11 protein-coding genes and 1 pseudogene are annotated in these 12,067 nt (G+C 39.6%); 3 read left to right on the forward strand and 9 right to left on the reverse strand.

The genetic code is table 11. From position 1 onward, the window contains the following. Positions 1–46: 46 nt before the first annotated feature. The 6 genes from JOC34_RS19855 to JOC34_RS19880 form a co-directional block, all read right to left on the reverse strand. Positions 47–526 (reverse strand): thioredoxin family protein, encoded by a 480-nt coding sequence (locus tag JOC34_RS19855; protein ID WP_205138531.1) that lies wholly within the window; start codon positions 524–526, stop codon positions 47–49. Between the two features lie 3 nt (positions 527–529). Next, positions 530–964: a disulfide oxidoreductase gene (locus tag JOC34_RS19860; RefSeq protein ID WP_205138532.1), complete on the reverse strand. Its 435-nt coding sequence runs from the start codon at positions 962–964 to the stop codon at positions 530–532. Between the two features lie 116 nt (positions 965–1,080). Further along, positions 1,081–1,710: a response regulator gene (locus JOC34_RS19865; RefSeq protein ID WP_205138533.1), complete on the reverse strand. Its 630-nt coding sequence runs from the start codon at positions 1,708–1,710 to the stop codon at positions 1,081–1,083. Between the two features lie 15 nt (positions 1,711–1,725). After that, complete coding sequence (locus tag JOC34_RS19870; RefSeq protein WP_205138534.1) at positions 1,726–2,763, reverse strand: sensor histidine kinase; 1,038 nt, start codon at positions 2,761–2,763, stop codon at positions 1,726–1,728. Between the two features lie 12 nt (positions 2,764–2,775). Continuing rightward, positions 2,776–3,534 carry a cell wall-active antibiotics response protein LiaF gene (gene liaF, locus JOC34_RS19875; RefSeq protein WP_205138535.1) on the reverse strand — a complete coding sequence of 253 codons (759 nt, stop codon included), beginning with the start codon at positions 3,532–3,534 and terminating at the stop codon, positions 2,776–2,778. A 107-nt stretch (positions 3,535–3,641) separates the two neighbouring features. After that, complete coding sequence (locus JOC34_RS19880) at positions 3,642–4,283, reverse strand: phosphatase PAP2 family protein (RefSeq protein ID WP_205138536.1); 642 nt, start codon at positions 4,281–4,283, stop codon at positions 3,642–3,644. A 116-nt stretch (positions 4,284–4,399) separates the two neighbouring features. Between JOC34_RS19880 and JOC34_RS19885 the strand changes: the two genes are divergently transcribed. Next, positions 4,400–4,849 carry a ferritin-like domain-containing protein gene (locus tag JOC34_RS19885; RefSeq protein ID WP_420856182.1) on the forward strand — a complete coding sequence of 150 codons (450 nt, stop codon included), beginning with the start codon at positions 4,400–4,402 and terminating at the stop codon, positions 4,847–4,849. A gap of 709 nt (positions 4,850–5,558) precedes the next feature. Further along, complete coding sequence (locus tag JOC34_RS19890; RefSeq protein ID WP_275577723.1) at positions 5,559–6,728, forward strand: M20 family metallopeptidase; 1,170 nt, start codon at positions 5,559–5,561, stop codon at positions 6,726–6,728. 69 nt (positions 6,729–6,797) lie between these two features. Here JOC34_RS19890 and JOC34_RS19895 read toward each other — a convergent pair. From JOC34_RS19895 to JOC34_RS19905, 3 genes and pseudogenes are all read right to left on the reverse strand, one after another. After that, positions 6,798–8,846: pseudogene (locus tag JOC34_RS19895) on the reverse strand (catalase). 126 nt (positions 8,847–8,972) lie between these two features. Continuing rightward, positions 8,973–10,184 (reverse strand): ABC transporter permease, encoded by a 1,212-nt coding sequence (locus JOC34_RS19900; protein ID WP_205138537.1) that lies wholly within the window; start codon positions 10,182–10,184, stop codon positions 8,973–8,975. Then, entirely contained in the window at positions 10,177–10,920 is a 744-nt protein-coding gene (locus JOC34_RS19905) for an ATP-binding cassette domain-containing protein (RefSeq protein WP_205138538.1), read from the reverse strand. Before JOC34_RS19905 ends, JOC34_RS19900 begins: the two co-directional genes overlap by 8 nt. 588 nt (positions 10,921–11,508) lie before the next feature. On the opposite strand from JOC34_RS19905, the gene JOC34_RS19910 reads away from it, so the two are divergent. Then, positions 11,509–11,940 carry an HIT family protein gene (locus JOC34_RS19910; RefSeq protein WP_205138539.1) on the forward strand — a complete coding sequence of 144 codons (432 nt, stop codon included), beginning with the start codon at positions 11,509–11,511 and terminating at the stop codon, positions 11,938–11,940. Positions 11,941–12,067: the final 127 nt, after the last annotated feature.

Below are 12,067 nucleotides of genomic sequence, written 5' to 3' on the forward strand. Positions count from 1 at the left end.
AAAACAAAAAGCTAACTGATTATTAGCGACCAGTTAGCTTTTATGCTTATTTTAAGATATATTCATCAAAAAACGCTTCAAAATCCGCTTCTGTATGTTGACCAACGATGCGTCCAACTTCTTTACCATCTTTATAATGAATAAGGGTTGGCGTAGATTCTATACCATACGGACCCCATTGATCTTCAAATTCTAACAGATTAAGCTTTTTCACCTCGACATCCAAGTCTTCAGTCACTGGCATAAGGATTGGTGTTGTACGTTGACAATAAACACATTCCGGACTATAAAAATAGACCGTTACATCTTCTCCGTTATCCAATTCCTCTTTTAATTCATCAGGCATAATCTGGTTTCCATAGAGTGGGTCATCCAGCTGATCAATCGTCGACTGCTCCAGCTTCTTATCCCCATACGGATTATCATTATTGTTTACTGCTTGATTGTTTTTATAATCAATGACGAAATATAAACCAGCAAATAAAATGACAATGACGCCAATAAAAATAATCAATTTCTTTTTCATCGCTTAGTTTCTCCTTTGTTGTTTAAGTAAAATAAGGTGTAGGACAAAGATAACAATAAAAGCTACTCCTGCCATAAATGGGATCGTAATAAACCCGAAGTAATTCACATAAGTAACATTACATGGAACAAGTCCACAAGCACCGCCCGCTTCTGCTAACGCAGGCAATTTCTGTATCAAATAATGATAAATGGAAACAAACATACCTATCCCACTTAATATTAAACCTGGTAACGCAATTGATAAATCTTTTTTTATTAATGCAACCCCATAGATAATCACAAGCGGATACATCAAGATACGCTGCACCCAGCATAATTCGCAAGGCGTATATCCCATCACTTCAGAAAAAAACAAACTCCCTGCCAAAGCAATAAATGCCTGTCCCCATAGGAGCAACAATAGGTTTTCATTTACTTTCGCCTTTTCTTTTGTCATAAATGTTTTCCTCTCTCTTAAACGTATAGTTGTATTATACAAATCACAAGGGTAAAAAACAAAGGGGTTGCCTGAAATTCCTTTTTTAAATTGACAACTTTATGAACAACCAATCGTTATTTCAACAATTGATTTCGGTGAACATAGACTGCTGCTTGTGTACGATCCTGTACATCCAACTTCGATAAAACATTACTCACATGCGTTTTCACCGTCTTAATTCCAATATAAAGCTTGCCACTGATCTCCTGATTCGACATGCCATTGCCAATACATAACAGCACTTCCCTTTCGCGACCTGTTAACGCATCATGGGGCTTCTTTGACTCGGAACGGAAATTGGACATCATTTTCCCGGCTACTTTCGGTTCGATCACATTTTCACCGCTTACAGCCTTTTTAATCACACGCACGATATCTTCACCCGAAGATGTCTTCAAGATATAGCTAAATGCGCCTGCTTCAATGGCAGGAAAAATCTGCTCGTCATCATAATAGCTTGTTAGAATAATAATTTTGCACGTAGGAAATTGTTGCATCACTTGCGCTGTGGCCTCAATTCCTGTACCATCTTCCATCATTAAATCCATTAAAACAACATCCGGTCTTTCTTGTAAAATTAATGCGATCCCCTTATTTCCACTAGACGCCTGACCGACTACTTCAATCGTATCATCCGTTTGTAAATACGCAATGATCCCTTTACGAACAATTTCGTGATCGTCAACTACAACAACCTTAACCATCTTACACCAGCCCCCTCAACATGGTATTCGTATATCAATATATGTACCTTCATTCACATTGGATTTTACGGTAAATGTTCCTCCTAATTCTTCGCTGCGCTCGCGCATTGTCTTTAAACCATAGGACGCTTTTCGATCAGAATAATGATCGATATCGAATCCTTTACCATTATCCCGAATATGAACAAATAATTCTGTTTCCCGTTTGGACAGATTCACCGTTACTTCTGTCGCCGCTGCATGCCTTAGAATATTCGTAAGCGATTCCTGAACAATGCGGAAAATGTGCTCCTCGATCGTTTCAGACAGTGATAAATCGTCAGGTACACGTACATGAAAACTAATCTGGCTTTTCTGCTTGAGTTCGTTAATTAATTTATGGATCCCGGTTGGTAAGGAGTCACCAGACAAATGAACAGGTCTTAAATGCAACAAAAGGGCACGCATTTCCGTTTGTGATTGCAGAGCCGCCTTTGCAACATCCTTCATTTGCTCCTTTGCCGTTTCTGGATCTTTTTCCAGTTGCTTCACTGCTGCTTCAGACATCATCGTTAAGGCAAACAACTGTTGACTAACGGCATCATGTAAGTCCCTTGCTAATCGCTGCCGTTCCTCCATCACTGCAGACTTATGAGCGGATTTGGCAAATTCTGATTTTTCATCCGCCATTCGCTGTAATGATTTCACCTGGTTTTGCAGTTTTTCGCCTAAATGATTCAATTCACTAGCAATCCTTGAAAACTCACTATCTTGATTAATATGCATGCTTGATTCATAATTACCATTTGCAAATTGTGTAATCAGCACAGAAATAGAATCTAATGTTACTTTAATCGAATCACTTGATTTAAATCCCGCATAAAAAGAAATGATAATGCCTAATAACACATAAAGTAAGATAAATACAAATATACTTGTTTCATTTAACCAGTCCGGGTTGATCAGCACATGGATGGTTAATAGCACCGATAACAGCGTAACAGTTGTAATAAACATCGCATACAAATGGGAACGGATATAACGAAAACGAATGCTATTGAAGCGCTTTATCATTGCCCACCCTCCTCACACATGATCTATTCGAACAGATCCCGCTTTTAATTTTAATGTAAAATTAATTTTTTGAACTGCTTCATCATAATGATCGGATTGATAAGCGATCGTCCGATTGATCCCGTCCATCTTCTGACCAAAAATGTTAATATCCCCCGCTACTACTGAGGCATTCACGCAAAACGCAACATTTTCCGGCATTAAAATTCGCACATCTCCTGCAAGTGCACTAATTGTGATTGGTGTTTCTTTCTCTGGTATAAAGGCTTTGGAGAAATCAAAATAAAAATCCCCAGCCATATTCGATAAGTTCAACGGTTCTACTTTCCAATTTGGTCTATTGTATTCAATATCCCCAACAAAAGAAAACGCCTTTTTATTATAACCCTTCTTATAGTTGCCCCTCTTACCTGTATCAACGAAAACTTTTCCATTTCCATTAGAATGACGAATAAATGAGAAGCCAAAATAAATAATCAATAATGGCCATAATTTAAAAACATCTTTAAAAACAAAGGCAATGACATCAAAACGGTCCAGTATTAAAAGCCCGCCAAAAATGAAGAAGAAAGATCCGAAAATCCAGCTTCCCCCTTTAAACCTAATCCTATCTATCATCCATTTAAGCCCAGCAACCATAAATAGAACTGGATAAATGTAAAGCCAGCCGTTTTTTACATTAAATGTTGCAATCCCAAGGTTATCTAATACAAGAATAACCCCCACAGCGATAATAATCGTCGCCACTATATATTGAAAAAGTCTACCCATTTGCTTCACCTGCTTTATCTCTTTTTGGGCTGCTTGTTCCCACTACCTCTATCATAGTTATTATTTCCCCAGAATAAAACCACCCTCCGATTGCTTTTGTCTCCGTCTTAGGTCTGAGACCGTCGCTTTTGAATCGTTCCATACAATGATAGCAATCCAATCAGGCACACAAACCCAAGGAAAAAACCGGTCATAACATCGGTTAAATAATGAACATTAATAAAGAAGCGGCTCAAACCAATTAAAAAAACGAGCATAGCGAAAAATAGCTGAACGCAGAAAATTGCTTTTGTCGAACGTATTTTCTTCGTAATAAAGTAAGCCAGCAGCCCATAACAAACCATCGATATCATCGCATGTCCCGAAGGAAAGCTGTGCCCTTCCGCATTGGCTGCTACAGAAATACTCGGGCGCTCTCTTGCTACCAAATTCTTAATTACAGTATTGAGTAAATGACTCGTCAGTGTACCGCCCGCGAAAATGATTGCTGGTACATAGTCACGTAACATCCACCAAATCACAAAAGTCATAACAAAAATAAATGGCACCAAAAAAGATGTTGAGCCCAACTCCGTCATTCCACGAAGAAATGTGTAAACATAGGTGTCATCAAATCGCTCAACAAGTGCGCGTGTCCATTGATCAACATAAGGGAGTTTCCCATTCATAATTTCTACAATCCAAGTCCCTATGACTAATAATATCCATATAATTAAAACAATACTAACTGTATTACGTTTACCTAACATTGCACGACCTCCTCGCTTTTTCCATCATACCTTAATTTAAGTTTTAAAAAAACTAGATAGGGTATTGTATATATGTGAATCAAATAAATTAAATTTTAAAAAGGTAGGGATTAATGATGGCAAAAGAAGTGAAACGAATGGATATACAAAAATTAATTAATGGACTAAATGACGATTTATCTCATGAGTATGGTGCTGTTGTTCAATATACCTACAGTGCTGCAGTAGTAACCGGATTGTTTCGTTCCGCATTAAAACCATTCTTTGAATCGGAAATCTCGGACGAGCAGGGACATGCCCTTTATTTATCCGAAAAGATCAAATCACTCGGTGGTATACCAACAACAAAAGTAGCTGAAGTTCCCCAACCAACAGAAGTGAAAGGCTTATTGGAGGCGGCACTTCAATCCGAGAAAGATACGATTAAACGTTATGAAGAACGTATCGACCAGGCAAAAGAACTTAATCTCATAGAGTTGGTTGTCAAATTGGAAGATGTCCTATCTGATGAAACGCATCATAAAGAAGAAATTGAACGCTTATTAGAAGATCACCGCTTATCCTAATTAAACAGCTCTAAAAAGTAACTGTCCCTTCTACATCGGGACAGTTTTTTGTCTTGTAACTCAACTTTCGCACCAGTTTCTTAGTCGGCCGCAGCCCGTATACACTACGCTTTCCGCGGGCGGCTGTTGAGCCTCCTTGTGCTAACGCACTGCGGGGTCTCACCGATGCCTTTCCTCCCGCTGGAGTCTTCGTGTATACGGACTGCTAAGTATAGCGTTTGCCAATAAAAGTGTGCTTTAGCTGGATGAAATGACAAAGTACCTTCCCGTAAATAGCATTACCAGTCCGAGTGAGAGGAGGGCGGTGACTCCAGCAGGAACAAAGGTTTTCGGTGGGACGAGTAATCGCAGTCCCAGCACGTGTCCGAAGCCCTCCGAGAGTGGGTATGAAGGTCGACTAAAACCGCCCTTTGCGGGCAACGTCGATATACCCCTTGCCGGGGCACCCGCGGAAAGCCTCCGCCCGGATCGATCCCGACGGCGAAATAACACACCTCTTGGGAAATCAACATGCTTTTATGTCGCAGTTTATATAAATGCGATAATAAAAGGCGACAAAATTAACGAAAAGGCTCTATCAAGCCTGATTTGTCAATTTTACTCTGCGAAAGCTGAGCTTGTAAGATAAACTTTTATAAATCATGTTTTTCCCTTTTTTTGATTAGGAATGTTATAATAGTCTAAATTATGGATAAGGGAGAAGTTTATTTTGCTAAAAGAAATACAAGAATCAATTGACGCGTTGTATCCAGAAATGGTAGAGATACGCAGATACTTACATCAACATCCGGAGCTTTCGTTTCAGGAAACAGAAACGGCAAAGTATATTGCTGATTATTACGAAAAGCTCGGCATCCCTTATGAGACTAATGTAGGCGGAAACGGTGTTATCGCAACACTAAAAGGTGAAAAACCGGGAAAGACGATTGCTTTACGTGCCGATTTCGATGCACTGCCAATCCAGGAGGAAAATGATGTCCCCTATAAATCACAGGTAGATGGTGTAATGCACGCTTGTGGACATGATGGCCATACGTCAACACTACTTACCCTAGCAAAGGTCATGAAGGGCTATCAGAAGGAGCTACCAGGAACGATTGTCTTCCTGCATCAGCATGCCGAGGAATACGCACCAGGTGGCGCAAAACCGATTATAGAGTCAGGCGCGCTTGATCACGTTGACGCTGTATTTGGAACCCATTTATGGGCTACAACGCCATTAGGTGTGTTGCAAACGTCGAAAGATGCGTTCATGGCCGGTGCCGACCGATTTGAAATTACAATCCAAGGTCAAGGCGGTCATGGTGGGTATCCACACGAAACAAAAGATGCGATCGTGATTGGCTCACAGGTTGTTGCACAGCTTCAGCAAATCGTCAGCAGACGTTTGAATCCTTCAGACACTGCCGTTGTAACGGTTGGCAAGTTTCAGGCTGGTAACACCTTTAATATTATTGCTGACCAAGCAACCTTGATCGGTACGGTCCGTTATTTTGACCCTAACGTACAGGAAAAAGTCATTCAGGAAATTGAAAAAATCGTTAAAGGGGTATGCGATACAGATGATGCCACTTATACATTTGACTATTTTAAAGGCTATCCGCCATTAATTAACCGAGAAAACGAAGCGAAAATCGTACTTGAAGCAAGTAAAAACGTGAAGGAAATCCATAAAAGCGAGGAAATCATTCCCGTAATGGGCGGTGAGGATTTTGCTTACTATACAATCGAAAAACCTGGTGCTTACTTTTTCACCGGTGCGAATAAGGCTGGGAACCCGTATCCACATCATCATCCAAAATTCGATATTGATGAACGTGCATTGCCAATTGCCGCCAAAACATTAATTGAAGCTTATTTTGGCTATCAAAAGCAATAAACCTCATAAAAAAAGATCCTTAAATAAAAGTTTAAGGATCTTTTTCTAGTTACATCTAGTTTATTTTAGTTATTCGACCTGGCGCTCCCAATGACGGTGGGCAGTGATTGCTTTCTCAAATTCCTCTGTGAATAGCTTCATATCTTCCCCAACGACAACACCAGGACTGTTCTCCATTTTATTAGCTTGAACCCAGCTTTTTCCCTCATGAGTCGCGCCAATTGGTTTAAAGTGTGAATAGGCCTCATTGATAAAGTATTGTGCATGATGATAAAATCTCTTACTCACTTCATTACCACCAACAGCATAAATGGCATCAAATAAAACTGATTCGCCTGTTAAAAAGGTATGATCAACTTCCAGTTCTGTTCCATCTGAACCTTTAATCGTTCCCAACTTCTCACTTACAAGTCCAGGATGTACTCCATCTGCTATTAATTTATCTAACACGTACTTTATTTCAGCCCCATTGAAATCATTATCAATTAAAACAGCCACTTTACGCGTTGCCATTTTCTTTGCGGTACTCTCTTGACTCAGGGCTGGTGATGATTTCGTTACATTAGAGCCGCCGTTTTCAGGTGGATGGACACCGATATTGGTTGCAATCGTTTGTGCTAAATCTAGATTCACATTTGCAAACATGTCTACAACTTGCTGTTGAACGAACTTGCTGTTGACCATGCCAAGTTCAAAGCTAAATGCATCTTTAATGTGTTCCTTCTCTGGTGCGGTCATACTGTTCCAAAACAAGGTAGCTTGTGAAAAGTGATCTAAAAAGCTATTACTTCTAGCCTGCACTTTCCGACCATCTACTTTTTCCTGATAATGGGCATATCCGCCCTCCGTTTCAGATGCAGTATCTGGGGTGTTATTTGCAAGTGAATTATTATGATAGCTTACTTGCCCCTGATTGATGGTTTGACGTCCATAACCATCACGTTGGTTATTATGAAATGGACAAACAGGACGATTGATCGGAAGCTCATGAAAATTCGGGCCTCCAAGTCGAATGAGTTGGGTATCTGTGTACGAAAACAAACGCCCCTGTAATAATGGATCATTGGAGAAATCTATTCCTGGAACTACACTACCAGGATGAAATGCGACCTGTTCCGTTTCCGCAAATACATTGTCCACATTTCGGTTTAATGTCATTTTTCCGACTACTTTAACAGGTACATCCTCTTCTGGCCATAACTTTGTCGGGTCCAGTATGTCGAAGTCAAAAGAAAACTCATCTTCTTCTGGAATAATCTGTACTCCTAGCTCCCATTTAGCATAGTCCCCCGCTTCAATGGATTCCCACAAATCCTGACGATGAAAATCTGGATTTTTTCCGTTTAGTTTTTGCGCTTCATCCCAAACCACCGAATGAGCGCCAAGTTCCGGTTTCCAATGAAATTTAACGAAATGTGCTTTTCCCTGCTCGTTTATCAGACGAAATGTATGAACACCAAAGCCTTCCATCATTCGAAAACTACGCGGAATAGCCCTGTCAGACATCGCCCACATCATCATATGCGCGGTCTCCTGATTATTGGCAACGAAGTCCCACAACGTATCGTGGGCTGTTGCAGCTTGTGGAATTTCATTATGGGGTTCTGGTTTCACTGCATGAATAAGATCTGGAAATTTAATCGCATCTTGAATGAAAAATATCGGCATAGTATTTCCTACCAAATCGAAGTTACCTTCTTCAGTATAAAACTTTGTCGCAAAACCACGAACATCCCGCGCTCATTCACCTGAACCCTTTGAACCGGCAACAGTAGAAAAACGTACAAATACCGGCGTTTTTGATCCTGGTTCCTGTAGAAATCCGGCTTTGGTATAATCTTTCATCGATTCGTAAAGTTCAAATTCACCATGTGCCCCGTAACCGCGTGCATGCACGACCCGCTCCGGAATGCGTTCATGATCAAAATGGGTTATTTTTTCACGAAAATTAAAATCCTCCATTAACGTTGGACCACGTTCTCCGGCTTTCAAAGAAAATTCATCTTCCGACACTTTAAGTCCTTGGTTCGTGGTCATCTTTTTATCCTTATCATCCACTCGAAACTGATTTAATTGCTCATCTTTCCCCTTTCCGTCCTTTTTATCTTGGTTACGCATACTAATTGATCCTCCTTTACTGAATCTTGGTATATATTCTCTACCCGATTGATAAAGGAAGCAAACAGTGGTAATGAAGACAGACTTAAAAAGGGATGTCCCAAGTAACATGGAACATCCCTTATCTTACACTAATTTTCTCTTTATATAGCCATTCATGAAAACAAACGTAAACGCTATTCCTGCTGCCAGTGCGATCACAAAGCCCAGATACAACTGCATGACCAGGAATAAAAGTGCAAATAGCACCGCTTGAAAAAGCGTTAACTGATAAATTATTTTTACCAATGCATCTTTACGCCACTTAAAATCAACTGGATATAGATCCAACCATATGACTGTCCGATGATGCTGGTACAATGTCATCATTTGAAAGCTACTGAGATATAAAAACAAAATAGCAAAAAGAATTTTCATGGCTATATTTGGAATGAAATAAACGAATAAACCGCCTACTACAATTAATCGAATGTACATACCAAGATAATCCCCACTACGCACAAACGTGATCCGGTACAAATAATCAAACGTATTTTTATTAGAAAACGGCACTTTACTAACAAGTGATACAATCCACCTGCGTTTCTTTACACGGTTTTTCAAATGAGGTACCTCGGCAAACATGTTCGCAAGCCGGTAAAAGGCCTGCATCCGGTTCTGGTCCTTTTCCACTAACAAATCCCAAACAATCCCAGACTGCTTTCTCGATAAATTATAATCATATAAAAATACAAGTATAAATAATACCGTTGCAATCGCACAAAACAGCATATCCCCCGCTACAATAAAATAAAATACGGCGATATTTAAAATAATACGAATCAACAGATCAACCTGTCTCACGCTTGGTTCTCTTGACCGCAACATCCACCAATTCGTAATCAGATTCCACCCTTTAAATACAAGCACAACGACAAGCACGAGTAAATACATTTTCCCACTACGATCAGGGTAGGTGGCAAAATATAGCGGTCCGAACGCAGCGATCGCAAGCAAGATTAAATATAATTGAATCACAAAGCTGTAGATCAAGGAGTTTCTAAAATAAGCTTTCATCTTATGCTCTGCAGCAATAAGGAATACCAAATCCGGTTCCTTTAATAACGTTCTGACCGGACTATAGCTGACCAACAATCCGAGTACCATGCCCATGACAAGTGCTGTCGGGAAGTTATCCGGAAGTGACGCAAGCCATTGCTGATAGTAAACGGCGATGGCTGATATAAAAAACAGTAAAGCTATCATGATATGACCATTAAAAATGTACTTTAAATAACGACTCGTCTCTTTCATGTGTGCAGCGAATCGTTGTTTATAAAATTTATGTGAATCAAACATGGCTATCTTCCTTCGTTAATTGCACATATAAATCATCCAGTGTTGCGCCGGGCATATCAAAGCTCTCCCGCAATTCTGCCAGCGTCCCCATCGCTCGAATGATACCATCATGTAAAATAACAAATCGATCACAATAGCGTTCCGCGGTCGCTAGAATATGTGTAGACATTAAGACGCCAGAGCCTTTCTCCTTCATCTCATCCATTAATTGCAGATAAGACTGAATACCTAATGGATCTAAACCAACAAAGGGCTCGTCCACAATATATAACGGCGGCTCAATTAGGAAAGCACACATGATCATTACTTTTTGCCGCATCCCTTTAGAAAAGTGTACAGGAAACCAATGTAGCTTTTTCTCCAAGCGAAATTCTTTCAGAAGCGGCTGTAGCCTTTTCTCAAAAAGCTCCTCCGGAACATCGTAAGCCATCGCTGTTAACCTGAGATGCTCATAAAGCGTTAATTCATCATACAATATCGGCATTTCCGGAATATAGCCTATTTGACTTCGGTAGGTTTCCGGGTTCTCTTGAAACGTTTTTCCATTAACAGCTACAGATCCCTTTTTGGCATGCATTAAACCAATAATATGTTTGATTGTTGTACTTTTTCCGGCACCATTTAGCCCGATCAGTCCAACAATTTCCTTTGGATAAACTTCAAACGAAATGCCATGTAAAACATTTTTATGTGTATAGCCACCATGAAGTCCTTCAATATGTAGCAACGATTCCACAAGGGTTCCTCCTCATATCATTCTCTTTTAGCTTCGAAACAAGTACAGCTAAGGTTCTTTTATAAATTTTATCATTATTACGGTTGAAAGCCAAAGCAAACTATCCACTTATTATCGACAACTTTTTTAATTTCACCGTATAAAAATTCGAATTCTGTTCAAAATAAGGTTTGAAGAGACGGGGATGTCTCATCCGTGTTATGAAGCAAATGAGGTGTTTCCGATCGAACATCTAATGTAATTTCGTGTATAAAAACACAAAATGGGGTGTTGGTGATCGATAATCCAAGCTGAATTTCGCATATTCAACACAAAATGAGGTGTTTCCGAAAAATACGCTAATGAATTAAAATCCTTTTGCCAGGACATATCTCAGGTCCCCTGAGATGCTGACAAAAAGATTTTTGTAAGCAAGCAGTTCGTGCTCGCATTACAAATTAGGTGCATTAGATTTTTCAGTCATTCCCGTCTTCTTCTTAAAGCAGGCCAGTCCGCTATACAGTGGACTGGACCTGTTTCTTTTCACTTTACTTCCATCCTGTTCCTTTATACAATGAAGACAATAGAAACAAAGGAGCTGTGATTATTATGGGTCATGAAGATTGTATTTTTTGTAAAATTATAAATGGCGAACTTCCGTCTGCAAAGGTATATGAAGATGAACATGTCTATGCCTTCCTTGATCTTAGTCAAGTAACGAAAGGGCATACACTGGTCATTCCTAAAACACATACGAAAAATATTTTCGAAACCTCTCCAGAAGTGGCAAAAGAATTATTTGCACGAATTCCTAAAATCGCAAATGCGATTAATACTGTCTATCAACCACTCGGCATGAATTTATTAAACAATAACGAAGCAGCGGCAGAACAATCCGTATTCCATTTACATATTCATATTATTCCGCGTTACGGTGATGGGGATGGCTATACACCAAACTGGACTGTGCACCAAGACGATTATTCATCAGAGGATTTACAAAACATGGCAAAAGAAATTCAGGACACGATCGAAAGTTAACAGTTCTCTTAGTTCTCTACAACTTTTAGCTTGTAACAGAAATGATTTCTTTTTATTTACACAGATGTTTGGTATAATAAGTATACATTTCTGCAACTGACAATCAGTGTACAGTTGGGAAAAATAC

This window comes from Virgibacillus halotolerans, assembly GCF_016908515.1.
GTDB lineage: Bacteria > Bacillota > Bacilli > Bacillales > Amphibacillaceae > Virgibacillus_M > Virgibacillus_M halotolerans.